Origin of the sequence: Brevibacillus sp. RS1.1 (assembly GCF_013284365.1) — a bacterium.
Lineage (GTDB): Bacteria > Bacillota > Bacilli > Brevibacillales > Brevibacillaceae > Brevibacillus > Brevibacillus brevis_D.
In genome coordinates, this window is sequence record NZ_JABSVA010000001.1 from 500662 (window position 1) to 518102 (window position 17441).

Consider the following 17441-nt stretch of genomic DNA (forward strand, 5'->3'; position numbering starts at 1 on the left):
CAGTTTATCACTTGCAAACGCTCAAGAGAAGAGTCTTGTGAAAAAAGAGACCAATACCCGCATTACGAGTATTGGATCACGTTACGATTTTTCGCAAAGTAGTCGTACCCTGAGTAAATCGTGATGATCACCATCGCCCATGTAGCTAATTCGTCGAACGGAATGCCGAAGAAACCAAATGGGAAGTTGCGAATCATGACAGCCGTAATCGCTACGATCTGCACCCATGTTTTCAGTTTGCCCAATGCACTCGCAGCAATTACCTGTCCTTCTGCCGCAGCAACTAATCGTAAACCCGTTACCGCAAACTCCCTGCTGATAATGACAATCGCAATCCACGCTTCCAAACGCTGCATCTCTACCAGCGAAATGAGTGCGGCAGAAACCAATAGCTTATCAGCAAGCGGATCCAGAAACTTCCCCAAGTTTGTCACGATTTTTTTCTTCCGTGCAATATAACCGTCGAGTCCGTCCGTACTGGCTGCTAGGATAAACACCAAAGCCGCAATCAGCTCATTATACGTCATCGTCAGGCTACCAATCGAAAATGTCCCGATGTTGTAACGCACCAGCAGAAAAAACATAACTACCGGCACCAGAAAAATCCTGGCGAGGGTGATGCGGTTGGCGAGATTCACCTAGACTACCTCCCCGGCTAAATCGTATTCATAGGAGTGTGTTATTTTTACTTTTACAATGGTGCCCAGTTCGCCTTTAAAACCAGTGACGAATACTTCACCATCGATTTCCGGAGCGTCATACTGTGTTCGACCTACATAAATATCGTTACGTCCTTCGTAACGTTCAATCAATACATCCAAGACTTGACCAACAAAGCGTCCATTGCGATCTCCGGCTACTTCACGCTGAATTTCCATCAGCATGTTCGCACGTTTTTCTTTAACCTCTTCGTCTACGTGGTCAGGCAGACGGGAAGCTGGAGTGTCATCCTCGTTGGAGTAAGTAAACACACCCAGTCGATCAAAGCGGATATCCTTGACAAACTCGCTCAGACGCTCGAAGTCTTCCTCTGTTTCCCCAGGGAACCCTACGATCAAAGAGGTACGCAGTGCAACATCTGGGACCTGTGCGCGAATTTTTGCTACCAGCGCACGAATGTCCGTCTGTCTTCCTGGGCGACGCATTCTTTTCAGAATATGGTCTTCTGAATGCTGCAAAGGCATGTCTACGTATTTGCATACTTTTGGATTGGTAGCAAAGGTGTGGATCAGTTCATCCGTGAAAAATCCAGGGTATGCATAGTGAAGACGAATCCACTCGATGCCCTCGACTTCTGCCAGACGGTTTAAAAGTTCAGGAAGCATCAATTTTCCATCGTAAATATCTGTTCCGTAGTTCGTAGAATCTTGTGCGATCAGACTCACTTCTACGACCCCTTGTGCCGCCAAATGACGAGCTTCTTCCACGATGGATTCGATTGTACGACTGCGGAATCCTCCACGCATCAAAGGAATCGAGCAAAACGTACAGGCGTTGTCGCAGCCCTCGGCAATTTTAATATATGCGGTGTACGTGCCTTGCTTTACTTTCCGTTTCACTACATCTTCGTACGTAAAAATGGGATTTCCTACAAAGATCGGTCGCTTGCCCTCTAGAGATTCTTCGATAATACCTGTAATCGACATAAAATCGCCTGTTCCGACAATGCCATCCACCTCAGGAATCTCATTCAAGATATCCTCTTTGTAACGTTGTGTGAGACAGCCTGCCACCACAAGCGATTTCAGTTTGCCGGATTCCTTCAATTCACCCATTTCCAGAATCTTATTTACGGATTCTTCCTTGGCTGCATCGATGAAACCGCAGGTATTGACGATAACCACAGTTGCTTCTTCCGGGTTATCAACCAGTTCATAACCTTTTTCATCTATCAGATGGGCCATCATGTCCGAATCAACGAGATTTTTTTCACAGCCCAGCGTAACAATCGCTACTTTTTCACGCGTGCCTACCTTCTCTGTCATCTTTTTTCCTCCAATTGGTCACACCAACCCATATTACACCTAACCAGTATAATATAAGCCTAAAGGAAGTGTCAAAAAAGAGAAAAGAACAAAAGGCAAGCATATGCTTGCCTACTGGGTGACCGCCTCTTTTACTTTCATCGTAATATTGGACGGCATTGACTTCATTTTAGACGTGTCTATCAAGACTCCGTTCACCTTTAATTCCAATACAGTCGGTTTGCCCAAACGAATATAAGCGGATTTCCCAAGCTCAATCGTTTTTTCCTGATCTTTCTTGAGCGTGCCCTGCTCAACATACTTTTTTCCTTTTCCTTCCGATATACCAAACCAGCTTGTTTCTTCTTTCACCTTCAGATAAACCGTGATTTTTTCTCCACCCTGCAAGGAATAGTTATACATCGAACCTTGCTGCGATTCAAATGTGATGGTTGCCTGAGGAGTTTCCGTAACGGTCTCAGGTGGGTTTGTTCCTGTTTGAGGGTTCGGTGTGGTAATAGAAGGAGGCTTCGGTTGTTGAGCAATCGGGGATGTTGCCGCTCCACCACCATTACCAGGCGTGACAATTTCCGCTCCAGGGTTAACAGTTCCCCCCGGCACTGGTTGAGTAAACTGACTTCCGTTGTTGTTGACGACAGCGAAATAAATAACCCCGATAATCAAGGCAATAAACAATACGAGCAAGGTTTTGGTCACCCATCGCCCCGCTTGTAATGGATTGTTCGCTGAAGCAACTCGTCTGCGACGCAGTCTCTCTACTTGCTCTGTAGGTGGCTGGGCCGGCAAATCGGACTGAAAGTGATTCAGGATGTGGTTCGGGTCTAGACCGACAGCTTCCGCATAACTCTTTATAAATGCACGCGCGTAAAAGTGGCCAGGAAGTACGTGAAAATGACCCCTTTCAATTGCTTCCAAATATCGCCGCTGTATCTTGGTGATACGTTGGATGTCGTCGAGCGTGATTCCTTTTTCTTCGCGGGCCCTTTGCAGGACTTGACCTAGCTCAGACACAGCTGCCCCTCCTTAATTCATTTCGAAATTATCAAAGCCGCGATTGTTGATAAGCTCATAGGTAATCTCTTCATCCGGATGATGACGCAGCTCAATTATGTAATGGAAATCATCAAGTTGATACTCTGATTCCCTTACGAATATATCCGGATGCTCAATGATTTTTGCGGCAGGAAAGTTCATAATCTCCCGAAGCAAGGTGAAGTGCTTTTCTGTCGATCGCAGCGTTGAGACAATTCCATCTATCAAATATACATGATCAGTAGACATTTCATCAATGGCTAAGGAACTACGCACCGTCTGGCGCAACAAAGTGGAGGAAATAAATGTCCAACGTTTATTGGCGGATACGCTGGCAGCAATCATTGATTCAGTCTTCCCTACACGAGGCATTCCACGGATCCCGATGAGCTGATGACCTTCCCTCTTCAGGATTTCTGCCATGAAATCGACCAGCAAGCCCAGCTCTTCACGAACAAAGCGAAACGTTTTTTTGTCCTCGCTATCCCGTTCAATATAGCGACCGTGGCGAACAGCCAAGCGATCCAGCATTGTCGGGGGACGTAACCTCGTTATGGTTATGTTGTCCATTTTTTGCACAACGTTGCGCAAAACCTCCATTTTCTCATCATCATCGGTCAAAAGCAGCATACCTCGGCGCATGGTATCCACACCATTGATCGTCACGATATTGATGTTCAACATCCCCAGAATAGAAGATACGTCCCCTAAGAGACCGGGACGGTTACGGGCAATCTCATACTCCATGTACCATTCTTTCTTCGCTTCCATATGCAATCCTCTCCGCCAACCAGAATTCTCTTCTTATGTAGTATATCACGTTCGTTTCATTCGACAATCGCGAAAAGAAAAATCCCCAAAAGTAGGGGATTTGAATGGCTAGCTGCCAGCGTTCGCGTCATTGCGATTCTGAACAAGCTTCACCATGAGTGTTGCCAAAGCTTGTTGCTGCTGTTGATCACCTGCGTCCCACAGCTGTTTCAACAGACGCTCCTGATCGTTTTTCGGGTCTACTTGCTCAGATAGATAGCTACCGATTTGATAAGCTACATTTTGAAGCGTTTCGCTTTCCATCCCGGCTTGTTTCGCTTGTTCTACCCGATCTCCGAGAAACGCTTTCCAGTCGCTGAAATTGTCAAGAATCGACATAGGGAAATTCCCTCCTTTTGTACGTTGCGAACAGATTTGCTGCCCACACAAAAGGTAGAATTCCATCATTTCTCGTTTTTTATTCATGCATACTTCGCTTCTAGGTGTACCATCCACCGTTTGGACTAATCACTTGCCCTGTCACATAACTGGAATCCGCCGAAAGCAAGAAACGCACGACTGCGGCTACCTCATAGGGTTGTCCAAGACGGTTGGCAGGTATTTCTTCCGCGATCATTTCCATTTCATCCGGAGCAAAGCGCTCCATCATTCCACCAGCAATCGCTCCAGGAGCGACTGCATTTACCGTGATTCCGTTTGGTGCCATTTCCTTTGCCAAGGCTTTGGTGAACGTATTGATTGCTCCTTTGGTCATGGAGTACAGTACTTCACACGAACCGCCAGTAAGCCCCCATATGGAAGAAATATTGACGATGCGCCCATACCTTGCACGTAGCATGGCCGGAACAGCAGCTTGGCAGACCAAAAAAGCGGATCGAACATTGAGGGCAAGGAGCTCATCGAATTTCTCGACAGTCACATCCGTAAATAATCCGACATCGTCCACTGAGGCGTTGTTTACGATCAACAGTGGTGCAGCCTGCATCTGAGCAAACATCGCCGCAATTTGCTGTGGATCCCGCAGATCAGCTTGAAGGATGCCGAACGGAACGCCCCGCTCCTGGCATTTTTGCACCAATGGCTCTAATTTTTCTTTATTTCGATTGTAATGCAGATAAAGGGGAACCCCCGCATCAATCAGGTAGGCACCAATCGCCTGCCCGATCTCTCCGGAAGCTCCCGTAATTAACGCCCATGGCGTCTCTTGCTTGAACATGAATACATTACTCCTGTGGCGAAGCGGAACGAACGATGGAAACAGCCATCTGCTCGGTTAAAAAATGCTCCTTCAAACGTTTTTCCACATCTTCGCGTGTGATCGACTCCAAGGTCGGCACTACGGAAAACAGATCGTTCCCGTTAAATTTGAAGCTGGTAAACTGGTTAGCGATAAACTCCACAGAGTTTAGAGAACGTAGGAAGTTTCCGATTTTTTTACGCTTCGCACGTTCAAAATCTTCCTGGGCTATACCAGTTTGCTTCAACTGTTCGATTTCTGCTTTGATCGTTTCCACCAAACGCTCTGGATCAGGTGTATCTCCACCGATGATCGAATACGCATAATCCTGCTCACTGCTGTAGTCAAAATCAAAGCTTTCCGTAATCAGCTCGCTGTCATACAAACGCTCATAGACAGCGGAGCTAGTGCCGAACGCGATGTCCAATACCAGTTTAGTAGTCAACTCGCGTTTTAACAAGGCCTCCTTGGTTAGACCGTTTTCCTTTTCCTTGATTCCAATCATGCATTTGGGCAGACCCACTGTTAGAAACGCTTCTACTTTCGCTTCCGCTGGCTCTGATGGCTCTTCTGGAAAAACGCGCGTGATTTGTGGCGCAGGAGGAAACTCCTTTGCTCCCTGATTTTCACGAATGAGCTTCATAATCGCTTCTGGTTCAAAGGAGCCCACGACCAACAGAAGCATATTGGCAGGATGATAAAACGTTTCATAGCACTGATACAAATTTTCTTTTGTAATATGAGAGATCGTCTCGATCGTACCCGCAATTTCAATGTTAATCGGATACTTCTGGTACATGGCCTTTAGAAGGTTCATGTACACCTTCCAGTCCGGATTGTCCTCGTACATGGTGATTTCCTGGCCGATGATTCCTTTTTCCTTTTCTACACTTGCATCTGTGAAATACGGGTCCTGCACATAATCAAGCAGCAGATTCAGATTGTCATCTAACTTATCTGTGGATGAGAACAAATAAGCCGTACGATTGAAGCTCGTGAACGCATTGCAGCTCGCCCCGTTTTTACTGAATTCGTGCATGACATCCCGATCTTTTTTCTCAAACATTTTGTGCTCTAGAAAATGCGCAATGCCGTCGGGAACATTGATTTCTTCCCCGCTTCGGGTGCGGAAATGGCTATCAATGGAGCCGTACCGCGTTGTGAACACAGCGTATGTTTTGCTGAAGCCCTGTTTGGGAACCAAATAGACTTGCAATCCATTTTGGAGAGCTTCATGATATACCGTTTCATTTACTTGTTCAAAATCAGTGGTCTGCATCTTATGCCTCTCCCTTCTTGTCCCGTAGCAGATAAATCGTATCGATTGTCACCTTGTTTGCTACTTTCTTGATATCCTCAATGGTCGCTTGGTTGATCCCCGCCAAAAGCTCTTCGATTTTCCGAGGACGTCCGCTAATCACACCGTTGTACGTAAATTCAATCATGCCGCGAGCGCTGTCCAATAGTTCGAGGAACTGGTTAGACAATGTCGCACGTGTCTGGCTCATTTCCTCTTCCGATATGGTTCCTTGTCGCATCAAATCAAGCTGCTGCTTAATAATCTCAACCGCACGCTGATATTTGCTTACATCAATCCCGGACATAATCATGAGAATCCCTTTGTGGCTCTCTAGCCTGGATACGGCATAGTAAGCAAGACTCTCTTTTTCACGGACATTGACAAACAACTTGGAGTGAGGAAAACCGCCTAAAATCCCGTTATATAGCAACAGCGTCGGGTAGTCCTCATCCTTATAAGTGATCTGCGTACGGCACCCGATATTGAGCTTTGCTTGGTTGACATCGAGTCGATCGATCACTTCGCTTTCAGCAGATACGTCCTTCGCGGTCGATTCGATCTGTGGTTCTCCTACTTGGGAGCGTTCCAAGGGAATGTGCTTGCGAATAGCCTCGCTCACTTCCTGCTGCTCGACATCGCCCACCACGAACATATGGATTGGATTCGTCGTTGTTATTTCTTTAAAATATTGATACAGCTCCTGACCAGTGATCTTCGGCAAATCCGCCACACGACCTTGGACGAGAAGAGAGAATGGTTCCCCTTTACACATTTCTTCTGTCACGCGTTGGTTCGCATACTTCATTTTATCGTCGATTAAACTCTCTATCCGTTTACGAAGCGTCTCTTTTTCCTGTGCCATGTACTTTTCAGAAAAAGCGTTGTTTTGTACATATGGTCTGACGAGCATATCTCCTACGAATTCGATGGCCTGCCCCAAAAGTGAGGCTTCATTGGACAAATATTTTTCATTCGGTACTTCCATGTAAATTTGCAGGATTTGCCGTTCGCCCTTTTTCATCACATCGACATCAAAAATGGCTCCGTACAGGAAATCCAAATGTGCTCGCAATAGCTTCGTTTCCGGAAAACGAGCACTGGCACGTTTCATGACCATCGCAAGCAAAGCTGTTTTTGTTACGTGCTCCTCCGATAACGCCTGTTCAATCATCGTCACGATCGTCGTGGTCTTGAACTTTTTGGTTGGAAGGATATGTACGTTCATCCCATTGATTTGGGAGCTTTGAAATGCAATTTCGTTTGTAGTAGCAGTCATAGTTCAATCTCCCTTCTCCATCAGCTTACTTCATATTCTTCTCTATTGTAACCAATTGTCAGGGCATCAAGCATCAGAATCTTCCATTATATATCCCAGTGCTTCATCCTATGCGCTCACGCAAGTCCCGTAATACGTAAATCACAGCGCTTCCGTTGAATAAAAAAAGAGCGAACGGCCCCTGTTTTACAAAGGGCGTTCACTCTTTTCCTTACATATCCATTGCATCCCAGTCCCCGGGATCATCCGATGTGCTATGCTCTTCAACAAATCGACCGCAATCAGACGAGAGACAGAGCATGCCATCCAGTTGCTCATCGTGAAAGGGTAAGCCGTGGCTTCCCCCACAGTACGGACAAGTCCACATACGAAGGGCCTCCTTTTATTCGTGAAGGTACTCCGTAGTAGTTTGTCCCAATTTTAAAGGGGACTTTCCACTTTGTTTTGCTCCCAAACCCGCAAGTAATCATACGGATCGATTGCCTTCCCCGTGCTGTTACGATAGAGGCCAAAATGTAGGTGAGGTTCAAACATTCCCACTGTCCCCGTTCCACCGTAGCCTGTATCTCCAACAAAACCGATCAACTGCCCAGCTTTTATCGTTTTCCCAACATACAATCCTGGTGTATACGCCTGCAAATGAGCGTAATACATCCGATATTGGCCATTCTCATCCGTAATGTTTACTCTCCAGCCACCATACGTATTCCAGCCCACTTTGTTGATCGTCCCATCGGATACCGAGTAAATCGGCGTTCCTTTCGGTGCCATAATGTCGATGCCCTCGTGACTACGGACACTGCCGCTATTCGTCTCCGTCCACTCTCGATCGGATCCGAAGCTATCCCCATATGGCTCATACCAACTTTTTTCGTGGAAAGGAAACCGAAATTGTTTCCCAATCAATTGATCATCCGCAATTTTTGTGGCAGTAGAGTGCTCAGGTCTTTGTGCCCCATCTGGCAAAAATAAAACTTGCCCCACCAGTAACTCATCAGAAGAGAGATGGTTATTTTTTTGAATGGCACTCATGTTCGTGTCGTGGCGAGCTGCAATTTTTGATAAGGTATCACCCTGTTGAACGACATAAGGATTCGACGAGTATTTGACACTCGTTGTCTTGTCTTCCACTGGTTTGGATTGTATGTATGCAACGGCCGTATTCTCATCCCATTGGACTTGATAACCAAATGCCTCTGAGATAAATCGGATCGGAACAAGCGTCCGCTTATTCACAATGGTTGGAGAGACATCCATCTTCAAGCGTTTTCCATCTACATATGCTGTCTGGCTGCCAATCGTAAGGGATATATGCTTGCTTTTTTTGTTGAGTGATACTTTTTGAGTGGCGGCTTCGTAGCTTACTTCTGAGCCTGTTCCCTCTGCAACTACTCGTATCGGAACGAGCATTCGCCCATTTCGATGGGTGGGCGTTACATCAGATTGGACGCCCATTCCATCGATAACAACAGAAATAACAGGTCCTGGCTCTTTTGCAAAAACCATTCCACCGGGTACGGCTATCATCAGGCAAAAAACAAAAGCGCCTAGAATCCTGTTCCATCGATAACTGCTGTACTCACGTAGACAGCGGTTCATCTTTTTCCCTCCCCACAGACAATTTGCTAAAACGGATAGGACCGTTTTTTGTGGACCGCAAGCAGTCACAAAAATTATCGCACAGGGGAAGTGACAGGTTCTAGACGCTAAATTTTGTCAACGAATGATTAACGCGATCCCGTATCGTAAGGTTTGCCGAGGGCCGCTGGAGCACTGGATCGTCCTACCAGACCAGCCATCACGAGAATTGTCAGTACGTACGGAAGCATGAAGATAAATTCAGTAGGAATGTAATTGGTCAATCCGAAGATTTGCACCAAAGACTTAATCGCTTGAGCGACACCAAAGAACAATGCTGCTCCCATCGCACCCATTGGATGCCATTTACCAAAGATCAAGGCCGCAATTGCGATGAAACCTTGTCCAGAAACCGTGTTATGGGAGAAGTTACTGGTTGTCGTCAAGGAAATCGTAGCTCCACCCAATGCAGCCAACAGCCCACTGATCATAACAGCCGTGTAGCGCATTCTCTTCACATTGATCCCGACTGTATCAGCCGCACGCGGATGCTCACCAACGGAACGCAAGCGCAATCCGAATGGTGTCTTAAAAATAACATACCAAGTAACGAATACAGCAATGAAAGCCAAATAGCTAGTCGGATACGCCTCAAAAATGGCATGTCCGATATAAGGAATTTCACTTAATCCAGGAATACTGAACTTGTTAAATACAGAGGTCAATGTTGTTGTTTGACCTGCTCCGTTGAAAATAATTTTGGTCAGGTAAATGGAAAGCCCCGCTGCCAAGAAGTTCAGGGCCACACCACTGACGGTCTGGTCCGCTTTAAATGTAACCGAAGCAACGGCATGCGGTAGGGCAAAAATAGCACCGGCAATCCCAGCCGCAATAAATCCGACCCACGGTGCCCAAGCTCCAAATGAATCTTGGAAAGCATAGGTCATTACGGCACCAGTAAAAGCACCGATAATCATCATACCTTCTAGCGCAATGTTCACGACACCAGAACGCTCCGAGTACAATCCACCCAATGCGGCAAAAATCAAGGCAGTGGAAAACACGATGGTATCATGAACGAGGTTGCTAAGAATTAATCCCCAATCCATCAGTTTCCACCTTCCTTTTTCTTCATCAAGATTGGCTTAACGAAAATTTTCACGATGCCATGTGCGGCAACAAAGAAAATAACAGAAGCAATCACGACGCGAATCAACTCAAACGGTACACCCGCACTAAACTGCATGCCGCTCGCACCGAATGTAAGAACCCCAAACAAGATGGCAGCAAGGATAACCCCGAACGGAGTATTTCCGCCAATCAATGCTACCGCGATTCCATCGAATCCATAGCCCGTATGCTGCGTCATAATCGCTTGATAGTGGAAAACGCCCAAAATCTCAGTAGCCCCACCAATTCCTGCAAACATACCACCAATAAACATGGCCTTTACAACATTACGATTCACGTTCATACCAGCATACTCAGAAGCATGCGGGTTCAAACCAACGGAACGCAATTCAAAACCAGACTTTGTTTTCCAAAGGATGATATAGAAGAAAATAGCTGCAAGTACAGCAATCAGTGTACCCCAGTGCAAACGAGCATTGTCAAACATTTCAGCGAGCCATCCAATGGTAATGATCGCAGAATCCTTTACTTCTTCAGATGTTTGCTTGCCTGCTGGAATAAAGAAAGCATTCATGATCCAGTTTGCAAAGTACAGTGCTACCCAGTTCAACATGATGCTGGTAATAACCTCATTGACACCACGTGCTGCTTTCAAATAACCGGCAATGGCCCCCCACAAACCGCCTGCTAAAGCACCTGCAAGGATAGCAAGTGGAGCATGAATGATAGCTGGAAGGTCAAAAGAAACACCTACGACAGTAGAAGCAATCATCCCTACGATAAATTGACCTTCTGCCCCGATGTTAAAAAGACCGGTACGGAAAGCAAAAGCTACAGCCAAACCTGTAAAGATCAAAGGGGTAATTTGGCGAATCGTTTCACCAAAGTTATACGCGCTTCCAAATACTTTTTTAATCAAAGCCGTATAGGCAGCGATTGGATCAAATCCACCTGCCAGCATTGCGATTGCTCCGGTCAAAAGACCAAGAATGATCGCAACGGCAGGAACGAGAAACGATTCTTTCGTGAAGACTGCAATAACTTTATTCATCGTTTCCCCCTCCTTGCATTACTTTTCCGCCGGACATCATCAAGCCGAGCTCTTGCTCCGTTGTTGATTTTGCATCGACAATCCCCACAATAGCTCCCTCATATATAACCGCAATCCGGTCGGACACATTGATAACCTCATCCAGCTCCAAGGAAAGCAAGAGAACCGCTTTTCCTTGATCGCGTTGATCAATTAGCCTACGATGAATAAATTCGATAGCCCCTACGTCCAAGCCACGAGTAGGTTGAGCCGCAATCAGCAAATCCGGGTTCTTGTCCACTTCGCGGGCAATAATCGCCTTCTGTTGGTTTCCTCCCGAAAGCGCTCGTGCTGGCGTGTAAATACTCGGAGTTCGAACGTCGAATTCTTCGATAAGCTTAGCCGCATGCTTGTCAATAGCGCCATAATCAAGAAAACCGTTTTTGCAAAACGTTGGATGGAAGTACGTTTCCAATACCATATTTTCACTCATGGTGAAATCAAGAACCAATCCTCGTTTATGTCGGTCTTCAGGAATGTGCGACAATCCTGATTCTGAGATGTTGCGCGGATTTTGATTCGTAATTTCTTTGCCATTAAGAAGGACACGCCCACTTGTTGCCTTACGCAAGCCAGTTAATACTTCAATCAGTTCACTTTGGCCATTGCCGTCGACTCCAGCAATTCCGAGGATTTCTCCAGCGCGAACCTCTAGGCTGAGATTGTTCAGCGCATTCACACCACGGTTACCCATTGCAGTCACATTCTCTACGGCCAAGATGGTTTCTTTTGGTTTTGCTTCCGTTTTATCGACTCGGAAGTTCACTTCACGACCAACCATTTTCGCAGCCAAATCGTCTGGATTCGTATTTTTTACCAATACGGAGTCAATGACCTTTCCTCGACGAATAATCGTAACCGCGTCACATACAGCCATAATTTCTTTCAGCTTGTGTGTGATCAGAATAATCGTCTTACCTTCTTTTACCAAGTTATGCATGATCTCGATAAGTTCATGGATTTCCTGCGGCGTCAATACAGCCGTAGGCTCATCAAAAATCAAGATGTCGGCACCGCGATAAAGCGTTTTCAAAATCTCTACACGCTGCTGCATCCCAACTGAGATATCCTGAATTTTTGCTCTCGGATCAACTTTGAGCCCGTATTGATTCGACAGTTTTTCTACCGCTTTCTCAGCGCTTTGAATATCTATCTTCAACCCGTTTTTCGGTTCATTTCCTAGCACAATGTTTTCCGTGACTGTAAATGTTTCTACGAGCATAAAATGTTGGTGAACCATTCCGATACCAAGTTCGTTTGCAATCCTTGGACTTGTGATCTGTACAACTTTCTCGTTAATCAGAATTTCGCCTTCATCCGGCTGATATAGACCAAACAAGATATTCATGAGTGTGGACTTGCCCGCGCCATTCTCTCCGAGCAGCGCATGAATTTCACCTTTACCTACAGACAGCGTAATACTGTCATTCGCAACAATGCCTGGGAACCGTTTTGTGATCCCTCTCATTTCAACCACTTTTTTTACCGAGTTCATGCATGCTCACCCCATTTTTCGGGTCTAGTGTGAAGGTAAAGGACAAGGCCAGTAGCTCAAACCAGCCTTGTCCATTTGCAACTTCCTTGGTTTTTACTTATCAGGAACTGTGATTTCGCCTTTAACGATTTTTTGCTTGTATTCTTCAACCAGCTTCAGTACGTCTTCAGGAACATTCTTCGTAGAAGTGTCAGCCAGACCTACACCGTTTTCAGCCAGTCCGAGCCATTGTACTCCGCCTTTGAATTTACCTTCAGAAAGCTCTTTCGATACACGAATAACTGCTTCGTCAACACGTTTTACCATGGAAGTCAATGTAACTTCGTCGCCGAAAGTCAGGGATTGGTCTTTGTCAACACCGATTACCCATACGTTCTCGCCTTTAGCTTTACGGTCTTTTGCTTCGTTGAACACACCGTCGCCTGTACCGCCGGAAGCGTGGAAGATGATGTCCACACCTTGACCGTACATGGAGGAAGCAGTAGATTTACCCATATCTGGTTTGTCAAAAGCACCCGTGTAAACTTTCACTACTTGAATGCTTGGATCTACAGCTTTTACGCCCGCTTCGAAACCAAGGTCAAAACGTTTGATTACCGGGATGTCAACGCCACCCACGAATCCAACCTTTTTCGTTTTGGTCATCTTCGCTGCAACTACCCCAGCAAGGAAGGAGCCTTCATGCTCTTTAAAGAGTACAGATGCTACGTTAGGAGCATCTACTTCAGCGTCGATAATCGCCAATTTTGCGTTTTTGTTTTCATTTGCTACTTTTTTCAGGTGGTCACCCATCAAGAAGCCGATACCCCAAGTCAGATCCCAACCGTCTTTTACGAATTGAGTCAGGTTTGGTACATAGTCAGCATCTGATTTTGATTGCAGATAGTTTACGTTTTCTTTCGGGAGATTCATTTCGGTTTGGAGTTTTTGCAGCCCTTCCCAAGCACTCTGGTTAAAGGAGTTGTCGTTTACACCGCCAACGTCTGTAACCATACCTACTTTGATAGCACTAGCGGCTGGAGCGCCTCCATTGCTACCAGTTTGGCCTTGAGGCTGTGCTTCTTGTTTGCTTCCGCAGCCAGCGAGAACGAGCGACAGGCTGAGTGTTGCCACAGAAAGCACGGATAGAACTTTCTTCATCTGAGATTACCCCCTGTTTTTAGTTGATGAAATTGTTGAGTGAGGTTGCCCCCACAGTTACAACCGTCTCCGTACGACATGAAAGTGAATTTTGTCAGCTCTGAAGTAATTATGGGAGTATAGCACTGGCTTTTCACTTTCGTCGTAATGAATCTGTTTGAGCAAGAGCATGGGAGCAGATTTATCGCAATGCAGCAGGTTGGAAACCTTTTCATTGTAGCCCACGGGTTCAATATCAGCTACTGCGTATGCGATCCTTACCCCTGTTACGCTCTCCAGCCATTTGAAGATAGACTCTCCACTTGCCGCATAGCCCTCGGGCACCAGATGTGCAGGAATGCGGTCCACACAATAAACCACAGGCTCACCGTCAGCCGTTCGAATTCGCTCTACTATGAGAACGCCTTCACCCGGATTTAAGGCAAGTCGCTTCCTCTCTTCTTCAGCAGATTCGCCAAAGGATGTTTTCAGGATCAAGGTTCCTGCCGTATATCCTTGACGCTCGATTGCATCCGTCACACTAAAGAGTTCCCCAATCCCACCTGAAAAAACAGGCTTTGAATTAATAAAGGTACCTACACCGTGTCTACGAATGACAATCTTCTCTTCCTCAAGAAGTCGGAGTGCCTCGCGAAGCGTCGCCCTGCTTACACCAAGCTGTTTGGATAGTTCGGCTTCAGAAGGGAGGCGTTCACCAGGACGAAGAAGTCCGGTTTCGATATCACTCTTGATCTTGTCCATTACCAAGAGAAACAGTGATCGAACATTCCCTTTGATGCTCATCATCATTCACTCCTGCTGTCCTTCAGCCATCCCAACAGGTAGGACGTCAGACCTCTGATTCGTATGAGACTTAATAACAACAATTTCCGTCAATCTCTTAGAAATTTTACATGAGGGGCGAGTATCATGCAAGCCAAATATTTATGAATAATAATGCAAAATGATTAATTTCGACAGGGGTTTTTCTACTAAAATAGGAAAAAAGACCCTGCCAGTACAAATGTTGGCAAGGTCTCTCTTTATGAAATATTACTTTCAATGGACGGGCGTGGAAGACGAACCTCACGAGGCTTGCTTCCCTCATAAGGACCGACTACTCCTTGGGCTTCCATCATATCAATCAATCGTGCCGCCCGCGTATAACCGACACGGAGACGACGCTGCAACAAGGATGCCGATGCCGTTTGGGCTTCTGAAACGATTTGGACGGCTTGATCGTACAGTTCATCATCCACAACTGGCTGTTGCTCCTCCTGCACGTCACCCGGGATCATCTCTTCATTGTAGCGAACCTCTTGCTGTTCTTTTACAAAACAAACGACCTCTTCTACTTCCTTGTCAGATACAAAAGCTCCTTGAACACGGGTCGGCTTGGATGCCCCCATCGGCAGTGATAGCATGTCCCCTCTACCGAGAAGCTTTTCTGCTCCACCCATATCGAGAATCGTTCTAGAGTCAGCCATGGAAGATACGCCAAAGGCAATGCGGGATGGGATATTTGCCTTGATCACACCCGTAATGACATCTACGGAAGGACGCTGGGTCGCGATGATGAGATGAATTCCGGAAGCACGAGCCATTTGCGCGAGTCGACAAATCGCATCCTCCACTTCTCCCGGAGCTACCATCATCAAGTCCGCAAGCTCATCGACGATGACGACGATATAGGGAAGTGGGGTGCCTTCCACTTGTGCATTGTACATTTCAATATTGCGGCTACCTGTTTTGGCAAACAAATTATAGCGCCGTTCCATCTCTGCCACTACTTTTTTCAAAGCAACAGAAGCCCTTCTCGGGTCAGTCACAACTGGAGCCAACAAATGCGGAATTCCGTTGTACACATTCAGTTCCACCATTTTCGGGTCAACCATCATCAGCTTGACTTCTTCTGGTTTGGCCTTGAACAAAATACTCATGATTAATCCGTTAATACAGACTGATTTACCGCTTCCAGTCGCACCCGCTACGAGCAAATGGGGCATTTTGGTCAAATCGGCTACAATCGGCTCTCCGGAAATATCCCGGCCAAGAGCAACGGTAAGCTTCCCTGCTGCATCTTGATACTCGGGAGCTTCCAACACTTCTCGTAGTGATACGACCGCTACCTCCGAGTTCGGAACCTCGATACCGATGGCTGATTTCCCTGGAATTGGTGCCTCAATTCGGATATCTTTTGCTGCCAATGCCAATGCAAGATCATCCGTCAAGCTGACAATCCTGCTTACTTTTACCCCTGTAGCAGGCTGAACTTCGTAACGTGTAACAGCCGGTCCTCGATGTACCTCGGAAACAGTTGCATTGACGCCAAAGCTCTTCAGTGTCTGCACTAATTTTGCCGCATTTGAGGTATGATCGACGTCTTTACCTGTTGCACTCGCTTTGGGCCTTGCGAGCATTTGCAGACTTGGCAGCTCATACGGTATGGTATTCTTTTCTTCTCCGGTATCTATTGTACCGAAGATTTCTGCTTCTCCTTCAAGTGCAAACGTAATCTCCTGATTCGGTTTCGGTTGTGCAGCTCTCGCTTGATGACCAGGATTACTCGGTTCTTCATCCTCTTCCAGCGCAATGCGATCCGTAAAATCACGAATTAATGGGGCATTCAGTTGCTGGACTGCTTCCTCCTGATTAGCAGGTTGTGAATGAGGTTTTTGCTCTTTCAACGCCGTGACAGCAATGGCCTCGTTCTCTTCCGCCGATTGCTTTTGCTTGCGAGCCTCTTCGGCTTCCTTTGCTTCTTTCTTTCTCTTCTCGCTCTCTTCCTGCAAAAGCTGTACAGAGTCCTTCACTGTGTGCTTGGCCTTTCCGTAAAACAAAGCGAGCTTGTCCTTGGCAAACATCAAAATGTTTACATAAGAAAGATTGAACAGAAACATCAGTCCCACGAGGAAAAGAAACACAATCACCAGACCAGTACCAATTGTTCCAACAAGACCATTTGTCACCGCAAAAAACAGAGCACCGATCATTCCTCCACCTACCCCGGTGGTGGACACTTTCTGACCATGATCCAGCCAAATCCTGTCCCATGTAACCTTAATAATGCTTTGCTCTGCAAATTTTCCATCTGCGGTAATTTGTTTGTACAAAATCATGTGATCCCAGGTCAAAATCGCCACACCAATGAGCGCTATCCCTAAGACGCGGTAAGTAAGCTTCGGTGACTTTCTCGTAAACATCATATGTATGGCCATACCGATTAGCAGAACAGGAATGATAAAATCCCATGAGCCCGCAATAAACCGAAATAGAAGTGCCAGTACATTTTTGCCCAGCCATCCACTCTCCAATAGCCCGATCAAGGACAGCACAATGATGAGAAGTCCCAGCAGCTCTATTTTGACAACTGAGGCCAATGCCGCTTGTGAACGCTCTTTTTTTCTCCTACTCAATGGCATGCCTC

The 17441-nt window shown here is 46.3% G+C and carries 16 protein-coding genes; all 16 read right to left on the reverse strand.

Annotation, left to right across the window (positions count from 1 at the left end; genetic code table 11):
• Window positions 1-62 precede the first annotated feature (62 nt).
• Complete coding sequence (gene pgsA / locus HP570_RS02140; RefSeq protein WP_015891681.1) at window positions 63-638, reverse strand: CDP-diacylglycerol--glycerol-3-phosphate 3-phosphatidyltransferase; 576 nt, start codon at window positions 636-638, stop codon at window positions 63-65.
• The gene (gene rimO, locus HP570_RS02145; protein WP_064202400.1) at window positions 639-1985 is read right to left on the reverse strand and encodes a 30S ribosomal protein S12 methylthiotransferase RimO; all 1347 of its coding nucleotides are present in this window, start codon (window positions 1983-1985) and stop codon (window positions 639-641) included.
• A 111-nt stretch (window positions 1986-2096) separates the two neighbouring features.
• Entirely contained in the window at window positions 2097-2996 is a 900-nt protein-coding gene (locus HP570_RS02150; RefSeq protein WP_173624760.1) for a helix-turn-helix domain-containing protein, read from the reverse strand.
• 12 nt (window positions 2997-3008) lie between these two features.
• The gene (locus tag HP570_RS02155) at window positions 3009-3788 is read right to left on the reverse strand and encodes a YmfK family protein (protein WP_015891684.1); all 780 of its coding nucleotides are present in this window, start codon (window positions 3786-3788) and stop codon (window positions 3009-3011) included.
• Between the two features lie 108 nt (window positions 3789-3896).
• Window positions 3897-4166: a DUF3243 domain-containing protein gene (locus tag HP570_RS02160; protein WP_015891685.1), complete on the reverse strand. Its 270-nt coding sequence runs from the start codon at window positions 4164-4166 to the stop codon at window positions 3897-3899.
• Window positions 4167-4266: 100 nt separating this feature from the next.
• Window positions 4267-5004, reverse strand: coding sequence for an elongation factor P 5-aminopentanone reductase (gene ymfI / locus HP570_RS02165; protein WP_087346722.1), 738 nt, complete (start codon window positions 5002-5004; stop codon window positions 4267-4269).
• Window positions 5005-5011: 7 nt separating this feature from the next.
• Window positions 5012-6304, reverse strand: a complete 1293-nt coding sequence (yfmH, locus tag HP570_RS02170; protein WP_173624761.1) for an EF-P 5-aminopentanol modification-associated protein YfmH — start codon at window positions 6302-6304, stop codon at window positions 5012-5014.
• 1 nt (window position 6305) lies between these two features.
• Complete coding sequence (gene yfmF, locus HP570_RS02175) at window positions 6306-7601, reverse strand: EF-P 5-aminopentanol modification-associated protein YfmF (protein WP_173624762.1); 1296 nt, start codon at window positions 7599-7601, stop codon at window positions 6306-6308.
• A 211-nt stretch (window positions 7602-7812) separates the two neighbouring features.
• Window positions 7813-7968 carry a hypothetical protein gene (locus HP570_RS02180; protein ID WP_016743372.1) on the reverse strand — a complete coding sequence of 52 codons (156 nt, stop codon included), beginning with the start codon at window positions 7966-7968 and terminating at the stop codon, window positions 7813-7815.
• A 53-nt stretch (window positions 7969-8021) separates the two neighbouring features.
• Window positions 8022-9200, reverse strand: coding sequence for a stalk domain-containing protein (locus HP570_RS02185; protein WP_173624763.1), 1179 nt, complete (start codon window positions 9198-9200; stop codon window positions 8022-8024).
• Between the two features lie 128 nt (window positions 9201-9328).
• Complete coding sequence (locus HP570_RS02190; protein ID WP_015891690.1) at window positions 9329-10288, reverse strand: ABC transporter permease; 960 nt, start codon at window positions 10286-10288, stop codon at window positions 9329-9331.
• Window positions 10288-11361: an ABC transporter permease gene (locus HP570_RS02195; RefSeq protein WP_015891691.1), complete on the reverse strand. Its 1074-nt coding sequence runs from the start codon at window positions 11359-11361 to the stop codon at window positions 10288-10290. Before HP570_RS02195 ends, HP570_RS02190 begins: the two co-directional genes overlap by 1 nt.
• Complete coding sequence (locus HP570_RS02200; protein WP_015891692.1) at window positions 11354-12895, reverse strand: ABC transporter ATP-binding protein; 1542 nt, start codon at window positions 12893-12895, stop codon at window positions 11354-11356. The genes HP570_RS02195 and HP570_RS02200 overlap by 8 nt, the downstream gene beginning before the upstream one ends.
• A 93-nt stretch (window positions 12896-12988) precedes the next feature.
• Complete coding sequence (locus HP570_RS02205) at window positions 12989-14035, reverse strand: BMP family lipoprotein (protein WP_015891693.1); 1047 nt, start codon at window positions 14033-14035, stop codon at window positions 12989-12991.
• Between the two features lie 57 nt (window positions 14036-14092).
• On the reverse strand, window positions 14093-14818 hold the full coding sequence (locus HP570_RS02210) for a GntR family transcriptional regulator (protein ID WP_015891694.1): 726 nt from the start codon (window positions 14816-14818) through the stop codon (window positions 14093-14095).
• 239 nt (window positions 14819-15057) lie between these two features.
• Entirely contained in the window at window positions 15058-17436 is a 2379-nt protein-coding gene (locus HP570_RS02215) for an FtsK/SpoIIIE family DNA translocase (RefSeq protein ID WP_173624764.1), read from the reverse strand.
• Window positions 17437-17441 lie beyond the last annotated feature (5 nt).

Bases quoted from the DNA above. Each gene is read 5' to 3' on its own strand.
- HP570_RS02190 (WP_015891690.1), bottom strand. From the start codon at position 10,288: ATGGATTGGGGATTAATTCTTAGCAACCTCGTTCATGATACCATCGTG.
- HP570_RS02160 (WP_015891685.1), bottom strand. From the start codon at position 4,166: ATGTCGATTCTTGACAATTTCAGCGACTGGAAAGCGTTTCTCGGAGAT.
- ymfI (WP_087346722.1), bottom strand. From the start codon at position 5,004: ATGTTCAAGCAAGAGACGCCATGGGCGTTAATTACGGGAGCTTCCGGA.
- HP570_RS02200 (WP_015891692.1), bottom strand. From the start codon at position 12,895: ATGAACTCGGTAAAAAAAGTGGTTGAAATGAGAGGGATCACAAAACGG.
- HP570_RS02195 (WP_015891691.1), bottom strand. From the start codon at position 11,361: ATGAATAAAGTTATTGCAGTCTTCACGAAAGAATCGTTTCTCGTTCCT.
- HP570_RS02185 (WP_173624763.1), bottom strand. From the start codon at position 9,200: ATGAACCGCTGTCTACGTGAGTACAGCAGTTATCGATGGAACAGGATT.
- HP570_RS02205 (WP_015891693.1), bottom strand. From the start codon at position 14,035: ATGAAGAAAGTTCTATCCGTGCTTTCTGTGGCAACACTCAGCCTGTCG.
- HP570_RS02180 (WP_016743372.1), bottom strand. From the start codon at position 7,968: ATGTGGACTTGTCCGTACTGTGGGGGAAGCCACGGCTTACCCTTTCAC.
- rimO (WP_064202400.1), bottom strand. From the start codon at position 1,985: ATGACAGAGAAGGTAGGCACGCGTGAAAAAGTAGCGATTGTTACGCTG.
- HP570_RS02155 (WP_015891684.1), bottom strand. From the start codon at position 3,788: ATGGAAGCGAAGAAAGAATGGTACATGGAGTATGAGATTGCCCGTAAC.
- yfmH (WP_173624761.1), bottom strand. From the start codon at position 6,304: ATGCAGACCACTGATTTTGAACAAGTAAATGAAACGGTATATCATGAA.
- yfmF (WP_173624762.1), bottom strand. From the start codon at position 7,601: ATGACTGCTACTACAAACGAAATTGCATTTCAAAGCTCCCAAATCAAT.
- HP570_RS02215 (WP_173624764.1), bottom strand. From the start codon at position 17,436: ATGCCATTGAGTAGGAGAAAAAAAGAGCGTTCACAAGCGGCATTGGCC.
- HP570_RS02210 (WP_015891694.1), bottom strand. From the start codon at position 14,818: ATGAGCATCAAAGGGAATGTTCGATCACTGTTTCTCTTGGTAATGGAC.